Consider the following 18,974-nt stretch of genomic DNA (forward strand, 5'->3'; position numbering starts at 1 on the left):
ACTAGCAATCACCATTATATTAATGCTTTTATGCGAAAATATTAAATTAAAATCGTATAACAGAAGTTATACGTCAAGAACCGCAAAAAGTAATAACCGAAGTTATACCCCTAGAAGTACAACTAATAGAAGCAGCACTAACCTAAGAGCTACATCTTCTAATAATAGAACAATTGCTTCTACTAGTTCTTCTGGAGGTGCTTATCGCAGAAGATAAAATTTGAATAATTTGTAAAATAAAAATCACCCTTAGACTTAACGCTTAAGGGTGATTTTATATTCTTCTAAAAACAACTCTATCTATAGCTTTATTTACTTCTGGCGAAAGCTTTAATAAATAAATAATTACAAAATAAAAAACTGTAATTAAACTCCCTTTGATAAGAATACTTGCAATAGCATTAATATTGGGGATATACCAATAATAAAACACAAACCAAATACTAGTAGCAAAACCAATAATTAAAAAAGTTTGTTTGCTAAATGGTTGAATTTTATAAGTAAATAACACAAACAATAGTTTTGCTATATTATATAATGAATAAGCTAAAAAAGTAGCAAAGGCAGCACCTACAATACCCTCGCTAGGAATAAAAATACTATTAAATACATAAGCTAATCCTAAAATAGCAACACCAAAAAATAGAATCCATTTGTAACTATTGGAATTAAATAAAATAGCGTTTGTAATGCCCAAACTTGCATCAAATAATTTTACTATACCTATTAAAAAAACTACCTCAATATACAGTTGATAATTTGGTGGTACCAACTCAAAAATTGAATGCACATTGCAAACAACCACTAAGCCAACCCATACTGTAGCTATCAAGGCTGTAACACTACTTTTTTTATTTAATTCGTTTAATGCTTTGGTTTCTTTTTTTACTAATAATTGTGCTGTTAACGGATTTGTTATTTGCAACATAGCACGAACTGGTACACCAATTACCGAAGCCATATACACACAAATACTGTATTTAGCAACATTCGAAATTGGTGGTGCTAAATTTTCAATCATTACTTTATCTAAGTCCAACAAAAAAACAGATACTGTAGCCGAAATTAATATCAAAGTAGAATACACCACTAACTCATTTTCATTTTTTAACTTTCCTAAAGAAAACTTAGGCCTTTTAATTCCAAAGGCTATCCATTTCATTAATAAAGTTCTTGCTAAAAAAACTGCGGTTAGACTGTAAATAAACTGGTGAGCAGTTATCAATTTAAAATAGACCAAAATCAATAATACAGTAATGGCTACTCTATGAAATAATTCTTTAATTAAATTTCCTTTTACCGTTTGCAAATGCACTTTTGCCCAGGCGTAAAATAATTCAAAATAAGCCGAAGCACAACCCAAAACAATGACTATCCATAAATAAGGCTTTACAATGGGATTTGTATGGGTATATTGTTCCATTAATTGTTCATAAAACAAAGTAAACACTATAGAAACTACACTAACCAAGACTAATGGGACCAGTAACAACCAACTAAAAAAACGATCCGATTCCATTTTATTAGTGTAGGTGTTATAAAATTTAATTAGTGTATTAGGTAATCCAAACGCTAACAATGGCCATAACAGGTTTGAGGATGCCAATAAGTAAGATACTACCCCATATTCCTCTTCTCCTAAAATATTGGTAAACAAAAATAACGTATTAGCTGCTCCAAAGGCAAAGCCAAAATACGTTATAAACGTATTCAATATTGATTGTTTTGCCACAACTCCCATAGATTATTTTTTTATAATAGCTGCTAATTTACCTGTTAACGATTTACGGGTGTAATTTTCAATATGTTTTGGAATAACTGACAAATTTCCTTTTAAATACAACTCAAAATAGCTCATTAGTTGTTTTTTAATAGCTTCAATTTCATGATACTCATAAAAAACACCTGTATTAGTTTCCTTTAAAATAGTTGAAAAATCAGCTCCTTTGCGGCCAATTCCTAAAATAGGCCTATTAGACTGTAGGTATTCAAACAGTTTTCCGGGGATAATCATTTTAGTTTCTTCACTATCAATCTCAATAAGTAATAATACTTGTGATTGTCGTTGCATTAATTGTGCTTCATTATGTGAAACATAACCCAATATTCGGGTGTATTTTTCTAGGCCAATTGCTTTTAATGTTGACAAAATAGTTTCACTTACTACTCCCGCTAATTTAAGTTCAAAATTTGCTTCAAAAATCTTATTTTCTTGAATTAATTCTGCTATAGCTTTCCATAAATTTTTAGGGTTTCGTTCAGATAACAATGATCCTATATGAGCCATACTAAACTTAGTATCTAATACAATATCATGTAATTGAAGAGGCTCAAAACCATTAGTTACTACGTAAATCGGTTGCGTTGTTTTTTGTGTAAATTCTCGTTTTGTTCCTTCACTTGTTACAATAATTTTATCAGCACTGTTTAATACCAGTTGCTCTAAGTCTATATGTTTTTTTTGGGCCCATTTAGTCAATAATAGTTTTTTATGATACCCTATGCTCGTCCAAGGGTCTCGAAAATCAGCTATCCACTCTATGTTTAAACGCTCCTTTAATATACTACCAATCAAATGCATACTATGTGGAGGCCCTGTGGTTATGATCGTATTAATCTCTTTTTTTTCTATCACTTTAGCTAGAAATTTCACAGAAGGATTTACCCAATATTTACGTGCGTCTGGGATAAATAAATTACCGCGTACCCAAAGTAATACTTTTTGAATACAACGCTGATTTTTTTCGGGTGGAATGATCCCTTTACTAATAGTATCAGATGACTTCCCACCTATTTTACTTGCCAAAGCATAAGGCTCAAAAATTTGATGTTTTAAAATTTCAATTCCATTGGGTAATTCATTTAATAATTCTTTATCAACAATAGGATAAGTTGGATTTTCGGGAACATATACAATAGGCTCCACTCCAAAATCCTTTAAATAGGTAACAAATTTTAACCAACGTTGTACTCCTGGTCCTCCTGCTGGGGGCCAATAATATGATATTAGTAGTACTTTTTTCAACGGATTAAATTTGCTCTTGTTTATTCACCTTCCAAAATCCTACACCTAATAATAGCATAAAAATTAATGAAGCAATTAATGTTATAATACTTCCTGTTTTTACTACTTGAGGTTCAAATGCAAATTCGATTTGATGCTTCCCTTTAGGTATTGTTATCCCCCGTAACGCATAGTTTGTTTTATGTATTGGAGTTTCGGCACCATCTATAAAAGCCTTCCAACCATTCTTATAATACATTTCTGAAAAAACCGCAAAACCTGTATTCGAATTTTCCGAACTATAAATTAGTCGATTGGGCTTTTGAGATGCTAATTTTATTGTTGCTAAACTATCTGTAATAAATTTTGAAGTTTCAATTGCCGAATTTTCATTTACTATAGCGGCTTTGGCTACATCTAAGGTTTTTAAACCTAAAATTTCATCATTGGCAGAGGCTACTTTTTCAATATTTTCGACAAACCAGGCATTTCCCATAGCTTTATCATTTTGTTGCACTTGTACGCCTCCTTCTTTATCTTCAAAAATAAAGTACTTTACATTTAACATATCTAAAATAGACTGTTCCCCTTGAGCTATATAAAATTCAAACAAATCTTGAATTCTGGCCGGTTTAGCTCCATGATAGCCACCAACAGCTTTATGAAAATATGAAGCTCTTGCCGAATTAAAAGGACTCCCAGTAAGATCATACACTCTATAATGCGAAGTATCCTTCATAATTTGTTTATCCGCTTCTGTAGGCGAAAAAGGTTTATCCATGACTGTTTTAGGTGCAAAATCACTCGTATTTACATAACGCCAATCTACCATAACTAAGTCAACAACCAAAAGTGTCCCAACAATAATAATACTTAATTGCTTGGATAACTTTTCTTTAGTAACAACAAACAATAGTCCAGCAATTGTTAGTACAAAAAATAAACTTCGTAACGTATCATTAGTAAACATACGCACTCTATCTTCGCGCAAAGCACTTACAAAACGCATTCCTGCACTTTGAATTAATTGTTCATCATTTGAGGTTGAAAATGAAAATAATGTCTTTTTTAACAATACAAAAACCAGTAATAATCCTCCAGTTATTGCTGTTGATTTTAATAAAGCCTGTTGTTTTACTACCTTAGAATAATTCCCTGTAAAAAAAGAATGTAGTGTCCAAATAGCCATTATTGGCAAACACAATTCAATAATTACTTGTATTGAAGTAACAGCTCGAAATTTATTATAAAATGGAACATAATTAATAAACAAATCCGAAAACCATTCCATATTACTTCCCCAAGAAAGGAATAAAGCTAAAATGCTACCCGAAACCACCCACCACTTTAATTGATGTTTAATTAAAAATAGCCCTAATACAAATAGAAAAATAATACCAGCTCCTATGTATGCTGGAGCCCCTACAATAGGTTGCTCTCCCCAGTAAGTTGGAGCACTTTTAGCTACTCCTCTGGCCTCTTTAAGCGGATAACCCATACGGACTAATTCCTTAACTATAGCAGCATCTTTCCCTGCATTTTCGGCGCTTGAGCCTCCCATAAAACGAGGGATCAATAAATTAAAAGTTTCTGTAAGGCCATAACTATAACTCAAAATATAGTCTTTATCTAATCCTTTTCGTTCAACTTGTTCTCCACCTGGTGTTACTGAAATTTCTGATTTACTACGTGTAGAAAACTTAGCATATTCTTGCGTAGCCAAAATAGAAGTGGCGTTTAATGCTATCGCTAGCAGAAGCCCTATAATAATTATTCCAGATGCCTTTACATATTCAGAAATAGTTTTATTTACAATGGCTTCTTTTAAATAAACAATAGCGATTACAAATAATAAAAGCATTAGATAATAAGTCATTTGGAAATGATTTGCCACCAATTCTAATGCCATAGCAATACAAAATAATAAACCACCTTTGATGTATTTTTTGGCATACACTAACAAAAAACCAGAAAGTACTAATGGCATATAACCAATAGCATGAGCTTTTGCGTTATGTCCAACTCCTATAATTATAATAAGATAAGTTGAAAATCCAAAGGCTAAGCTTCCAAAAAAGGCCAATAATGGTTTTACTTTTAAACATATTAATAAAATAAAAAAGCCAATAAAATATAAGAATAAATAATCCGCAGGTCGTGGCAAAAAACGAAGAAAAAGATCTAATTTTTTAATATAATTATGGGGATACTTAGCGCCTAGCTGATAAGTGGGCATCCCTCCAAAGGCATGATCATTCCAATACATTTCCTCGCCAGTCTGCTCCCGGATATCTATTTGCTGTTTTGCCATTCCTATATATTGAACAATATCACTTTGAACAATTTTTTTACCTTGTAAAACCGGTGAAAAATAAGCTAGAGAAACTAGTAAGAAACCAATAATGGCTAGTAAAAATGGTACTATTTTTTTTAAGTTGATGCTCACTTGAAAGTGTTTTTTGTGGGTTTTTTATTGCGTTTAATCTATTTCTTCAAAATCAATATACTCGCCTACTACTTTTTTTGATTTTGGTATTTTAGCATTAGAATTTGTTTTATTATTTTGATTTTCTGTACCTTGCTGGTTAAATTTAGCTTCAAATTGTGCCCCAAATTTTGTTGCTATTTTTTTTGAAATAAATAAAAGCAATAAGGGACCCAAATACCTCGTTAATAGCTTTAACAGGTATATAATTGCTATTATAATGAGAAGTGTTTTCATTTTGTTTCTGTAATAACTTGATCCAAAAATAAGGAACTCACCAGATTATTTGATTGCTAAATAAAAAAAATGATAAAATCCGCTATATTTGGCATAAATAAATTTCAAATGAAGTATCCCCAAATACTAACATTTTTAACCATATTTTTTGTAAGTATAGGTGTAACGTGCCAGCATACAGAAATTATAAATACCTACAGACCAGGGGCTTCTCAGGGAGCATTTTCTGTAGGAAAAAATGTGGTGCAAATTGAAAGTGGCTTAACCTTTGGTAGGCTAAGGCATGATATTTTCAATAATAAAACTAAATCTACCGAATTTGAATACAATTTTAGAGCTGGATTATTTAAAGAACAGCTAGAATTTAGCATTCAAGGAAGTTATTTAAGCAATAAAGTATCCGAATTAGTTGGTGATCAAAGCTCTTTTACGGATAAGGGTTTTCCTTCAAATGTGATTGGAGCTAAATATTTAGTTTACGATCCATATAAATACCAGCGTGAAAAAAGTGAGAATTTATACAGCTGGAAGGAAAACAATAGTTTTCAATGGAAAAAACTTATCCCTGCGGTTTCCGCTTATGTGGGAGCTAATTTTTCATCCTCCTCAAGTGATTTTGCTTTTCAAAATAATCCTGATACGCGTGCTACAGAACAACAAGCTGATATTACACCTAAGGTAATTATTGCTGCTCAAAACAATTGGGCCTACAATTGGGTGTTTGTGGCTAATATTGTTGCTGATCGTTTAACTTCAGAGTTTCCTGATTTTCGCTTTATTTTAACATCCACTTATAATTTAAATGATAAGTGGTCCATTTTTGGTGAATACGAAGGCGCAAATAGCAAAGTATATAAAGATCATTTACTTCGATTTGGAGGATCATACCTTATATACAAAGATTTTGCAATTGACGCTCACGTACTAAAAAATTTAAAAAATACACCTTCGCGATTTGCACTTAATTTTGGAGCATCCTATCGTTTGGATTACCATAAATTACAAGATTACGAACGCATACAAACTGCCGAACAACGTGAATTGGATAAAACCATTGAGCAAATTAAAAAAGATATTGAAGAAGGCTATTTGGATGAAAGCGTAATGACCGGTAAACTAGATGGAAAAGTTGACTTGGAAGAATATGTTGATGAAGAAGTCGAAGAAGAAGACTTTGATGAAGATTTTGAAGACGCTGAAGATGTAGAAGTACCAAAAAAGCGTAAGTGGTTCCAATTCTGGAAAGGAAGTGGAGCTCGAAAAGCTAGGCGTGATGCCAAAAGAAGAAGCAAAGAAGAACTAAATGATTCTACTTCTACAACTGTATCATCAAAGCCCGTTTTAGGTTCTGGTGGAAGAATGAGTGATTTTGTTGATGATGAATTTATAAAATCAAAGCAAGAAGATATTACTCCAGAAGAAAGAACTGAAGAAGAATTGGCTGAAATTGAAGAGCGAAATGCCAAAAAGAAAAAGAAAAGAAGAAAAAAGAATGAGCCAAGGATAAATCCTGAAACAGGAGAACCTTACCCAGAGCCTGATTATACAGGAATGAGTAGAAAAGAAATTAAAGCTGCAAAAAAACAAGAAAAAGAGCTTAGAAGTTTTGAAGATGAAATAGCAGATCTTGAAAGAGATATTGAAATTGAACAATCTGCTAGAGATAAAAAGAGAGAACAAAAAAGATTAGAAAAAGAAGCCCGAAAAAAGAATAAGAAAAATAAAGGCAGATTTAATGAGAATAGTGATTTTGATTCTATAGACACTCCTAAGGATTCGAATGCTAAAAAAGAAAATAAAAATGACTCTAATTTTGAAACAGAAAAAAGTGACAAAGATCAAGAGAAAGAACGTTTAAAAAGAGAAGAGCAAGAACTCAAAGATCTTGAAGCTGAAATTGAGTTACTTGAAAAACAAGCTGAAGATGAAGAAATAGGAGAAAAACCCAAAAAGAAGAAAAAAAAGAAAGAAAAAAAGAAAAAGTCCAAGAAGAAAAAGAAAAAAGGAAAAGAAGATGATTTAGATGATGAAGAATGGTAATATTATCATAAAAAAGGAGGTACTTAAGTTAAGAAATACCTCCTTTTTTAGTTATTATACAACATAAATATTTGATATTTTTGCCTTTAAATTTTAGCTTTATTTTAATATATGATTACAATAAAAGAGGTTACTACAAAAAAGCAATTTTTGGATTTTGTAAACTTCCCAAATATACTTTATAAAAATAATCCTTGTTATGTGCCTGCCATAACTAAGGAGGAACTAAGCGCGATTAGAAAAGGAGATAACCCCGTCTATAATAATGCTGAAGCTTCTTTTTATTTAGCTTATCAAAACAATAAAATTGTTGGTCGAGTTGCTGCCATTGTAAACTGGATTGAAATTAAGGAACTACATAAATCTAAAGTTCGTTTTGGTTGGTTTGATGTAATTGATGATATAAATGTTACCAAAGCTCTAATTGATACGGTTATTACCTATGGAAAAAAACACAACCTCAATACTATCGAGGGACCTGTAGGCTTTTCAAACATGGATAAAGCGGGTATGTTGACTAAAGGTTTTGACGAACTTAATACTATGATCACCTGGTACAATGCCCCCTACTACAGTGAACATCTTAAAAAACTTGGTTTTGAAGATGCCGCTACTTGGGTCGAATACAAAATTGATATCCCTACTGAAACCAGACCCAAAGTAGTTAAAGTTGCTAATATCATTCAAACGCGATATAAACTAAAAATTATTAAATTTAACAAGGTTAAGCAAATCTTACCTTATGTTAATCGTATGTTCGAATTACTGAATAAAACCTATGATTCATTACAAACATTTGTTCCTATTCAACAGTATCAAATTGATCATTACAAAAAGAAATATTTGCCATTTGTAAATCCTGACTACATTACGTGTGTAGCTAATGAACATAATGAAGTCATCGCATTTTCTATAATAATGCCCTCTTTTTCCAAAGCATTACAAAAAGCAAAGGGAAAACTTTTCCCTTTTGGTTTTTTACATATTTTAAAAGCGCAACGCGTAAATGATACTGCTGCTTTTTATTTGATAGGAGTTGATCCAGAATATCAAAATAAAGGTGTAGCTGCGTTGATTTTTAAAGAAATGAATGAAATATTTCTTCGTAATGGAATAAAAAAAGTGGAGACTAATCCAGAACTTATAGAGAACAAAGCAATTCAAGCACTTTGGAAAGATTACGTTCACAAACAACATAAAGAACGAAAAACATATAGAAAAGCTATTTAAATGAACAACAAAAATTACATTGCTGAAGCTTTAGGAACCTTTACTTTGGTTTTTTGTGGTACAGCTGCCATGGCTGTAAATGAAATTACTCAAGGAGCTGTAACGCATGTTGGTGTGGGGATTACTTGGGGATTTATAGTAATTGCCATGATCTATGCTTTTGGTGAAATATCGGGTGCACATTTTAATCCTGCGGTAACTATAGCTTTTGCCTATGCCAAAAAATTTCCATGGAAAGAAGTGCCAAAATATGTGTTTTTTCAATTTATTGGAGCCATAATAGCAAGTTTATTGGTTTGGTATTTATTTCCCGAAAGTAAAACTCTTGGTGGTACTCAGACAATTTTACCCCCATTTAAAGCGTTTGTACTTGAATATTTACTAACATTTTTTTTAATGTTAGTCATTATTAATGTTTCAACTGGATCAAAAGAGACTGGTATAATGGCTGGTATGGCTATTGGAGGTGTAGTAATGTTAGAAGCCCTTTTTGCAGGACCTATGACAAATGCCTCAATGAATCCTATTAGGTCCTTAGCTCCCGCTATAGTTAGTTTAAATTTTGCTAATTTATGGCTATATTTAACTGCTCCTATATTGGGTGCTATAACAGCTGTGTTAAGTTGCAAGTGGGTAAAAGATGACAATTGCTGTGCTGATTGCTAAATAAAAAAGAAAATTGCTTTAAATGAATTTACGTATCGTTTACTTATTTACTTGTTTTATATTTATTTTAACAGGAACATTAAATGCACAACATATCGTGTGGCAAAAAACAGTTGATAATACTTTTTTACTTGACACACAAAAGCTTGCAAATGCACTAAAACATGTTTCAAAGGAAACAAAAACTAAAATAAGGATTAGTTTCCCTAATCAGCATGGAATACTGGTTGACTTTATTATTGAAGACAATGCTGTACTTCCTAAAGAATTACAAAAAAAATTCCCTTTAATTCATTCCTACAAAGGGATATCCATAAATAACCCAGAGCTTCAACTTATTTTTACCTGTACCGAGACTGGTATTACAGCAACTTTAATACACAAAGACGAAACATGGCATATAAAAGAAGGAAAAAATAAATCAGAATATCACGTTATCACTTCAAAGGAAACAATTCCTACAAACCCAATCTTTGATTGTAAAGCTGCAAATCATAGTGATACTAAAAATGATTTTAAAGCAACAATACAGCAAAAGAAAAAAGCTGCCAAAATTGGAGATAAGCAACTTAGAGTATTACGAACAGCCATAGCAGTAACTGATGATTATACTAGGTTTTTTAGTAGCAAAGCGGGAGTAACTAATGGAAGTGAAAATCAAAAAAAAGCTGCTGCTCTTGGAGGAATCGTAGCTTCATTAAATCGAATAAATGTTGTTTACGAACGAGATTTAGGAATACGTCTAGAACTTATTCCTAACAATGATGATATTATTTTTTTAAACACACAACCTGATCGATTTACTACCAAAAGTTTTGATGAGTTAAGCGACTTATCTGACACTGTGATTGATGAAATAATTGGTCAAGATAATTATGATATTGGCCACTTATTAACCACACATGTGTTAGGTGGACTTGCAAGGATTGGTGCATTATGTGGTAATGGGAAAGGTGTAGGTGTTACTGGGTTTAATAAACCTGAAGGGGATTTTTTTGATATCACTTTTTTTGCGCATGAACTAGGACATCAGTTTGGTGCTCACCATACACAAAACTATCCTTGTCAAAGAGACGATGCCACAGCTGTTGAAACAGGAGAAGGAACAACGATAATGGGATATGCAGGTGGCCCATGTGATGTACCCGCTGTAGTTATTCAAAAATCAAGTGATGATTATTTTCATTATGTAAGTATACAAGAAATAAAAACTTATATCGAATTTGGAGCTAGTTGCATTCCTACACAACCTATCACTAATAAATTACCTTCAATTGAACCTTTAAAAGAATTTAATATACCGGTTAGTACTGCTTTTGCTCTCGAAGCCATTGTTAATGACCGTGATGAAGATAGATTAACATATACATGGGAACAGATAGATAATGATCGTGCTATTGCACCTCCTGTATCATCATCAAGTGTAGGTCCACTGTTTAGATCCTTACCTCCTAACCCATCTCCTAGAAGGGATTTCCCAGAAAAACTAGGAGTAAGTACCAAATGGGAAGTATTACCTAGTGTTCCAAGAGCTATGAATTTCGGCCTTACTGTTCGTGATGGCAAACCCGGAGGTGTTTCCTTTTTAAAAGTTACTGTTAATGCTATTGATACTGGAGCTGGTATATTTGAAATTACTTCTCAAAATTCAAATGTTTCTTATGACCAAAATAGTATTCAAGAGGTGACATGGAATGTTGCCGGTACAACTGCTAATGGAATAGATGTTAGTGATGTTAAAATAGAAATATCGTTTGATGGAGGAGTTACATATCCTACTATCCTTGCAGAATCAACTCCTAATGATGGATCCGAAAATATTCGCATACCAGAAGGGATTACAACTTCACAAGCTAGAATTAGAGTTAGCGCATTAAAACACATATTTTATGCTGTGAATAAAAGTGATTTTAATATTGGCGATGTGGTTTTACCATTAGTTCCCGAAGCACGAGTTTCTAGTAGACAACGTAAAAAAGATAACCTATTAATTTTTAGAATTAAAACATCTGAAAAAGTTACTGATCCTGTAAAAATATTTTATTCATTCGAAGCTGTTCCTTCTAATGAAGTGATCGACTTTAGCGGAAAAGTTAAATTTTCAACCGATGGTGGGGATAGTTATCAAAATGTAAACGAAGACTTTGTCACACTACCTGCAAATTCTGATGAGCTTATTATTGCTTTACCTTTAACTAATTCTTCCGGAATTAACGATCCAGATAAAATAAAATTAGTCTTAAACATTCCTGAAGGTGTAAGTAATCCTAACCTAACAAGTATAGGAACACTAGCTAAAAAACAACTAGACATAAAAGAAAATATTATTGTATACCCTAATCCTTCAAATGGTAAAGTTACTCTAGAGATATTAACCATTCCCTTAAATGGTTATGAAGCTGTTATTTATAATTTAGAAGGAAAACCATTATTTGAGTATTCTTTTTTAACTCAAATAGAAACCTTAGACCTAAACTCTCTTTCCCCAGGACTTTATATTTTAAGTGTCACTATTAATGGTGAAAATGCCATTCGAAAAATTGTGATTGATTGACATTTATCACAATTTAAGAAGGTAAATTCTTTCAAATAACAATAACGCCTATAACACCATCATAAAACACTAAAAAACAATTATTTAAACAACACTACTCTGGTAGCACAATTAACCCTAGAGTTAATAATTATCTTTCCACATAATAGTATTAAATCATTTCAAACTACTCTAAATTTAGGCTTAAAAAAAGTCAATTACCTAAAAATCAATACTTAATAAATTAATTTTTTAAATAATTTTTATATATTAGAGGAATAAACTTACATAAATATTTATTTACAATGTCAACACACACACTAAATAAGTTTATTTGATTTTAAAAAAATATTCCTAAAATATAATTTAAGGCTAATACTATTAAAAACAATTTACATACTCTTTATAAAACATATTATATTAATCCTTTTATGTGTAAGTTTTTTATTTATTGAAAGAAACATCAAATGGTACAATTGTAATAAATCATAACTACCATTTACTAACTGAGGTTAAATGCTTCAATATATCATGATTCTGATTTTCGCTTTTGGCGTAAATAATCCAGTCCTAATCAACCACTGGAGCAGAATAACTCATGAAAAATTTGAATGGCCAAAAAAAAATAATCAAAATTCTAAAAATCAACTATTTACTAAAAAAATAACCTCAAAAACAAAAGAAATACTAACACAAACTCCTTTATTAATCACGTTTCCAAAAAAAAAATCTAATAGCTGTAAGGCTAAAATTTTTAAAGTAAAATCAAAAAAAAACACTTTAAAGCATGCTTCATCTAACAGATTTAGATTAAATAATAGTCCGTTTACGGAGCTTATTAAAGTAAGGATTGCTATAATGACAACAGGGGAATATGCTCAGTATCACATAAAAAAGCATCATGCTGAACTATTACCTAGAAATAAACAAAAAGAAATTGTTCTGAACGCTATAGAATATAGTCTCAAAGAAATTAACAAAATATTTAATCGAGATTTAGGAATACAACTCATATTAACTAAAAATAACGACCAATTAATTTTTATAAACCCTGAGACTGATGGATTAAGCAATAACAACCAACGTAAACTTATTTTAGAAGCCCCTTTGAAACTTAAATCTTTAATACACGAAAGTAACTACGATATAGCACAAACTTTAGGAACCTTTAAAGGAGGTATTAGTTCACGTAGCGTGGCATTTACCAACAGAAAAGCTAATGGAATTACAGGCTATCCAATACCTGAGGGTAAGTTATTCAATATTGATTATTTATCCCATGAAATAGCACATCAATTAGGTGCAACGCATACTCAAAACAGCAATTGTTCTCGAGATAAACAAAGCGCTGTTGAACCAGGAAGTGGACATACCATTATGAGCTATGCTGGCATTTGTAATCTCCCCAATAGTAATATTTCAACTACCTCAAAACCTTACTTTCATAGTAAAAGTATTGAACAAGTTCATACCTATTTAAAATCAAAAATAGATATCGGAACCAATTCTTTGAATATTTTAAAGCCTATACCCAATTATTCTATTCCTTTGGAAACACCTTTTGAAATCAAATTGAATACCACTATCCCTAAAAATGATTTCATTAGTTTTACTTGTGAACAAATTGATATTGCACCAACAATATTCCCCCCATTAAGTGAAGCAAAAAATGGCCCCATTTTTACATCTCAGCCTCCAAATATTCATAATATTATTTCCTTTCCTAAAAAGGACCTCGTAATCAATAACCATAATTCTTCAAAATATGGAGTTTTAGCTACAGTTCCACGTAACTATTCTTTTATTGCTTCTGCAAGAAACACAACACCTAAACAGCAAGGAACATCTATTCAAAAATTTAATGTTACCGTAACCGATAGTCCTAAATTTGAAGCAATCTCACAGAATACGAACAATATTACATGGAAAACTAACAGCATACAAAAAATTACTTGGAATGTAGGTACTACCAACTCCGCTCCTATTCATACTAAAAATGTATGTATTCTTTTATCAACTGATAATGGAAAAACTTTCCAAACACTTTTAAAAAGTACCCCCAATGATGGAGAAGCTACTATTAGTGTTCCTTCTAATATTCAATCAAATGAATGCCGAATAAAGATAAAATCAATAGATAATATCTTTTACTGCCTTAACAAAAAAATGTTTTCAATAGGCAAAGACATTAGTATCAAAAAATTCACTTTGAATGATTTAGAAGATATTAAACAAAAAAAACTAATTCAAGAAATAATACATGTCGATGAAGATTTTAATCCACAGGATTTACAAATCCAATTACAACTAACACATGCAAAGATTAATGATCTCATCATTAGTATTGAAAACCCAGCAAAACAAAAAGTAACCTTATGGAATCAAAATTGTTCAAACGAACAACATATTGACCTTACTTTTAAAGATCTTGAACAAATCATTCCTTGGGGAACATCCATTCATGGAGGCGAGGTATGTGATGAAATAGTTTCAGGTTACAGAAACCCTTTTGATTCTTTAAAAAAGTTAATAGGTCCAACAAAAGGAGATTGGATTCTAACCATAAAATCTACAAATACAGAAAACGCTATAATTTTAAAAAAATTCAACCTACAATTTGAAGTAAATAATGCGTCCACTTCAAAAGTAACTCAAAAAATTAGCATAACTCCTAACCCTGCTTTTGATAAATTTACTGTTGAACTAGTGGATACAAATAAGAATAATGAAAATAGCATCGATTTCTACACTACTTCGGGAAATTTAATTAAAACGATAAAACTTTCAAACCGAAAAATACAATCCATACCAACAGAAAACTTACTTAGTGGACTATATCTTTTAAAAATCAAGAATGGAAAATCAAGTTTTAATCAAAAATTAATCATTAAATAAATGAACCACTATAAACTTAAAGTACCATAGTTTCTGTTATTACTGAAAGTCACCATATTTTTAACATCCATTTTTACTCTTATCTATTAATTTAATAAATATATAAAAATCCAAGAGTTAAAAGCTAACTGCCAATGGCTCTTTGCCCTATTTTTAGAAGCTAAAAGCGAAATGCACTAAAGTGCATAGTTCTAACTACTCCTGAGGTCAATAAAAAAAGTCCAATTCATAAAAATTTTATATTGTTTAACAATTTACATTAATATATTAAACAAAATAAGAGTATTTTTGAATCTATGAAAACTTATAAACTTGAAGCTGAAATTGAATTGCCTATTTCTATTGAAAAAGCTTGGGATTTCTTTTCAAATCCAAACAATCTGACCAAAATAATGCCTAAAAGTATGAAGTTTGAAGTTATTGAAGGGGCTAGCTTACCGCTTTTTCCTGGTCAAGTTATTCAATATACGGTAACTCCATTAGCCTTTTTTAAAACTACATGGTTATCAGAAATAAATCACATTAAAAAACCACATTTTTTTGTTGATACACAATTGGAAGGGCCCTACAAACTTTGGCATCACAAACATTTTCTAAAAGAAACCTCTAACGGTACATTAATTACAGATGTTATCCATTATCAGGTCCCTTTCGGTATTATAGGCCGTTTATTACATCCCATAATTATCAAACCTAAACTGGATAAGATATTTGAATACAGAACAAAAAATATAACTAGTCTTTTTAATTAAACATGCTATGAAAAATATACTTTTAATTGGTGGATCCTATGGAATAGGAAACGAAATTGCTAAGCAGATGAAAGCCGAAGCTAACGTAATTGTAGCTTCGAGAACTAATAATGATTTACCAGAGGATGTTACTCATATCCCTTTTGACGCTGCAAAAAATTCTATTTTAGAAATTGATCTACCCGAAGTTATTGATGGACTGGTATATTGCCCAGGTACCATCAATTTAAAACCCTTTAGTATGTTAAAACCTGAAGTTTTTGAAAGTGATTTACAGCTAAATTTTTTGTCACTAGTCAAAATTTTAAAAGAATTACACCCTAAACTAAAAGCTTCAACTCAAGCAAGTATTGTTGTTTTTAGTACCGTTGCTGTTAAAGTTGGTATGCCTTTCCATACTTCGGTTGCTGCAGCAAAGGGAGCTTTAGAAGGGTTTTCCAAGTCATTGGCAGCGGAATGGGCTCCTCAAATAAGAGTTAATGTCATTGCTCCTTCATTAACAAATACACCTTTGGCAAAACGTTTGGTTTCAAATGAAGCCAAAATTGAAAAAATGAATGAACGTCACCCTTTAAAGCGCATAGGCCAAAGTGAAGATATAGCCCATATGGCAAGCTTTTTACTCTCCGATAAATCATCATGGATTACCGGGCAAGTAATGGGTGTAGATGGTGGTACGAGTACACTTAATTTGAGTTAACAAATGACAGATATTACAATTTTTTGGTTCAGAAGAGATTTACGCTTAACTGATAATACAGGACTTTTCTTCGCGTTAAGCGAAAACAAAAATGTATTGCCCATTTTTATTTTTGATACAGAAATTCTTAATAGCCTCCCTAAAAAAGATGCTCGGTTAAATTTTATATATGATTCTTTATTAGAAATCAATTTACAACTGAATAAAGAAAATAAGGGAATCTCACTTTACCATGGCAAACCACTGGATATTTTTAAACAACTATGTAAGGAAATTAATATCACCTCGGTATATACCAATCATGATTACGAGCCTTATGCTCAAAATCGTGATACAGAAATTGCTGATTTTTTAAATACCAATGGAATTCCTTTTAAAACGTATAAAGACCAAGTTTATTTTGAAAAAAATGAAATTGTAAAGGCCGATGGCTCTCCTTACATGGTCTACACTCCGTACAAAAACAAATGGAAAGATCTATTTAAAACTACAGAATTTATTCAATATCCAAGTGAAGATTACTTAGCAAATATATACGAACATTTTAATTATACTAGCCTAAGCTTAGAACTACTTGGATTTGAAAAATCTGATATAAAAGTACTCCCTTTTACAGCCACACCAAGCTTAATTGAAGGATACGAAGACACTAGAAATATTCCAAGCAATCAAAATGGTACCTCAAAACTTGGACCTCATTTGCGTTTTGGAACAGTAAGCATACGTGAAATGATCAAAAAAGCCATTGCCCAAAAAAATGAGGTTTTTTGGTCTGAACTTATTTGGCGAGAATTTTTCATGCAAATTCTTTGGCATTTTCCACATACGCAACACGCATGTTTTAAACCTAAATATGATCGCATTCAATGGCGTAATAATGAAATGGAATTTGAAAAATGGAAAAAAGGTGAGACCGGTTATCCTTTAGTTGATGCAGGTATCCGCGAATTAAATACTACTGGATACATGCATAATAGAGTACGTATGCTTGTAGGAAGCTTTTTATGCAAACACCTACTTATAGATTGGCGTTGGGGCGAAGCCTATTTTGCCGAAAAATTACTAGATTATGAACTCTCATCAAATATTGGCAATTGGCAATGGGTCGCTGGAACTGGAGTAGATGCAGCTCCTTACTTTAGAATTTTTAACCCTACAACTCAAATACAAAAATTTGATAAACAACATATTTATATTAAACGTTGGGTAAAGGATTTAAATGAACTCACTTACCCAACACCAATGGTTGATCATAAAATGGCTCGAGAACGCTGTCTATCTACATACAAACTTGCACTAACCTAAATTTCTTATTTTGTAAGAAAAAAGCCTTAACAAGCTTTCAAAATATAAGTTTTTTTATACCTTTATTTACAATCAAAAATTTTACCCTTGTAGTTAAAATGTACAGGGGTTATTTTATAGAATAACAATTAAAGTATCTAAATGGATAAAGTAAATAAGTATATAGAAATTGTAACAGATAAAATTGTTTTTTTTGCTCCTAAAATAATTGTAGCTGCCCTCCTATTATGGATTGGATTTAAACTTATTAAAAAGGTAGATAAAATTGTCGGTAAAAGCTTGACTAAAATTCAAGTCTCAGATACTATGCGACCTTTTATTCTTTCACTACTTTCTACTATTTTAAAAATAACCTTATTGCTTATTGCAGTATCTATACTTGGTGCCGAATTATCTGGATTAGCCACTATTGTTGCTGCTATGGGATTTGCTGTTGGCTTATCATTACAAGGTAGTTTAGGAAATTTTGCTTCCGGAATACTCATCCTATTTTTAAAACCTTACAAAGTAAATGATTGGATTGAAGTAGATGAAAAATTTGGGAAAGTTGAGGAAATTGGTATTTTTAGTACACTAATGATTACGCCAGGAAATAAAACATTGATCGTTCCTAATTCAAAGATTACGGATGGAGTGGTGACTAACTTTTCAAAAAAAGGAGTCGTTCGCCTTGAACTTAATGTACACATTCCCTACAGCGAAGATTTTCCAAAAGTGAAAAGTATTATAGAAAGGGAATTACTTTTGTTGCCTTCTGTACTTAATGAACCAACACCCGAAATAGGAATTGAAACCTTTGACACTCACAACGTACAGTTAGCCATTCGTCCTTTTGTTTTACCCGACAATTATTGGGTTGCTACTTTTGATACTCATGAAACCATAAAAAGAATTTTTAGCGAAAATAACGTTCAAGTAGCTTACTCAGAAGGAATTGAATTAGGGTTAATCGGGAAATAGGTTTATATTTTTTATCACCTTCCAATGCTGCTTTCAGAAAAAGGTTAAAGCCTTTTAACATTGGTAATTCTTAGTAGATTGTCCCGTTCTAAATAACCTGTAATGATTATTTAGAACGGGACAGATCATAAAAAGACAAATCAATAATAAAATAATTTAACCCAAAA

13 protein-coding genes and 1 pseudogene are annotated in these 18,974 nt (G+C 31.5%); 10 read left to right on the forward strand and 4 right to left on the reverse strand.

Annotation, left to right across the window (positions count from 1 at the left end; translation table 11 throughout):
* Positions 1–217, forward strand: a pseudogene (locus tag KQA_RS20325) (hypothetical protein); the annotation flags it as partial.
* A 57-nt stretch (positions 218–274) separates the two neighbouring features.
* Here the strand turns inward: KQA_RS20325 and KQA_RS0212500 are convergent.
* Genes KQA_RS0212500 through KQA_RS18955 form a run of 4 tightly spaced genes read right to left on the reverse strand, consistent with a single transcriptional unit; the run spans position 275 to position 5,726 of the window.
* Positions 275–1,741, reverse strand: a complete 1,467-nt coding sequence (locus tag KQA_RS0212500) for an oligosaccharide flippase family protein (RefSeq protein WP_010181647.1) — start codon at positions 1,739–1,741, stop codon at positions 275–277.
* Positions 1,742–1,744: 3 nt separating this feature from the next.
* Positions 1,745–3,025, reverse strand: a complete 1,281-nt coding sequence (locus tag KQA_RS0212505) for a glycosyltransferase family protein (RefSeq protein ID WP_010181649.1) — start codon at positions 3,023–3,025, stop codon at positions 1,745–1,747.
* A gap of 4 nt (positions 3,026–3,029) precedes the next feature.
* Positions 3,030–5,450, reverse strand: a complete 2,421-nt coding sequence (locus KQA_RS0212510) for a YfhO family protein (protein WP_010181650.1) — start codon at positions 5,448–5,450, stop codon at positions 3,030–3,032.
* A gap of 33 nt (positions 5,451–5,483) precedes the next feature.
* A complete protein-coding gene (locus KQA_RS18955) occupies positions 5,484–5,726 on the reverse strand; it encodes a hypothetical protein (protein ID WP_232285897.1) in 243 nt (80 codons plus the stop codon).
* A gap of 108 nt (positions 5,727–5,834) precedes the next feature.
* Between KQA_RS18955 and KQA_RS0212520 the strand changes: the two genes are divergently transcribed.
* The 9 genes from KQA_RS0212520 to KQA_RS0212560 all read left to right on the forward strand — a co-directional run bounded on the left by KQA_RS0212520 (position 5,835) and on the right by KQA_RS0212560 (position 18,807).
* Positions 5,835–7,766 (forward strand): transporter, encoded by a 1,932-nt coding sequence (locus KQA_RS0212520; protein ID WP_232285898.1) that lies wholly within the window; start codon positions 5,835–5,837, stop codon positions 7,764–7,766.
* Between the two features lie 111 nt (positions 7,767–7,877).
* Positions 7,878–8,996: a GNAT family N-acetyltransferase gene (locus KQA_RS0212525; protein ID WP_010181656.1), complete on the forward strand. Its 1,119-nt coding sequence runs from the start codon at positions 7,878–7,880 to the stop codon at positions 8,994–8,996.
* On the forward strand, positions 8,997–9,662 hold the full coding sequence (locus KQA_RS0212530) for an MIP/aquaporin family protein (protein ID WP_010181658.1): 666 nt from the start codon (positions 8,997–8,999) through the stop codon (positions 9,660–9,662).
* 22 nt (positions 9,663–9,684) lie between these two features.
* Positions 9,685–12,216 (forward strand): zinc-dependent metalloprotease, encoded by a 2,532-nt coding sequence (locus KQA_RS0212535; protein ID WP_010181660.1) that lies wholly within the window; start codon positions 9,685–9,687, stop codon positions 12,214–12,216.
* A 495-nt stretch (positions 12,217–12,711) separates the two neighbouring features.
* Entirely contained in the window at positions 12,712–15,090 is a 2,379-nt protein-coding gene (locus KQA_RS0212540) for a reprolysin-like metallopeptidase (protein ID WP_232285899.1), read from the forward strand.
* 296 nt (positions 15,091–15,386) lie between these two features.
* A complete protein-coding gene (locus KQA_RS0212545) occupies positions 15,387–15,842 on the forward strand; it encodes an SRPBCC family protein (RefSeq protein ID WP_010181664.1) in 456 nt (151 codons plus the stop codon).
* Positions 15,843–15,849: 7 nt separating this feature from the next.
* Positions 15,850–16,542 carry an SDR family NAD(P)-dependent oxidoreductase gene (locus KQA_RS0212550; RefSeq protein ID WP_010181665.1) on the forward strand — a complete coding sequence of 231 codons (693 nt, stop codon included), beginning with the start codon at positions 15,850–15,852 and terminating at the stop codon, positions 16,540–16,542.
* Positions 16,543–16,545: 3 nt separating this feature from the next.
* Entirely contained in the window at positions 16,546–17,847 is a 1,302-nt protein-coding gene (locus tag KQA_RS0212555) for a cryptochrome/photolyase family protein (RefSeq protein WP_010181667.1), read from the forward strand.
* Between the two features lie 141 nt (positions 17,848–17,988).
* Positions 17,989–18,807: a mechanosensitive ion channel family protein gene (locus KQA_RS0212560; RefSeq protein ID WP_010181669.1), complete on the forward strand. Its 819-nt coding sequence runs from the start codon at positions 17,989–17,991 to the stop codon at positions 18,805–18,807.
* The last annotated feature ends 167 nt before the right edge of the window (positions 18,808–18,974 follow it).

Origin of the sequence: Aquimarina agarilytica ZC1, from assembly GCF_000255455.1 — a bacterium.
GTDB lineage: Bacteria > Bacteroidota > Bacteroidia > Flavobacteriales > Flavobacteriaceae > Aquimarina > Aquimarina agarilytica.

Coding starts and splice junctions, on each gene's coding strand:
- KQA_RS0212520 (WP_232285898.1), top strand. CDS start 5,835: ATGAAGTATCCCCAAATACTAACATTTTTAACCATATTTTTTGTAAGT.
- KQA_RS0212560 (WP_010181669.1), top strand. CDS start 17,989: ATGGATAAAGTAAATAAGTATATAGAAATTGTAACAGATAAAATTGTT.
- KQA_RS0212545 (WP_010181664.1), top strand. CDS start 15,387: ATGAAAACTTATAAACTTGAAGCTGAAATTGAATTGCCTATTTCTATT.
- KQA_RS0212525 (WP_010181656.1), top strand. CDS start 7,878: ATGATTACAATAAAAGAGGTTACTACAAAAAAGCAATTTTTGGATTTT.
- KQA_RS0212555 (WP_010181667.1), top strand. CDS start 16,546: ATGACAGATATTACAATTTTTTGGTTCAGAAGAGATTTACGCTTAACT.
- KQA_RS0212550 (WP_010181665.1), top strand. CDS start 15,850: ATGAAAAATATACTTTTAATTGGTGGATCCTATGGAATAGGAAACGAA.
- KQA_RS0212500 (WP_010181647.1), bottom strand. CDS start 1,741: ATGGGAGTTGTGGCAAAACAATCAATATTGAATACGTTTATAACGTAT.
- KQA_RS0212530 (WP_010181658.1), top strand. CDS start 8,997: ATGAACAACAAAAATTACATTGCTGAAGCTTTAGGAACCTTTACTTTG.
- KQA_RS18955 (WP_232285897.1), bottom strand. CDS start 5,726: ATGAAAACACTTCTCATTATAATAGCAATTATATACCTGTTAAAGCTA.
- KQA_RS0212535 (WP_010181660.1), top strand. CDS start 9,685: ATGAATTTACGTATCGTTTACTTATTTACTTGTTTTATATTTATTTTA.
- KQA_RS0212540 (WP_232285899.1), top strand. CDS start 12,712: ATGCTTCAATATATCATGATTCTGATTTTCGCTTTTGGCGTAAATAAT.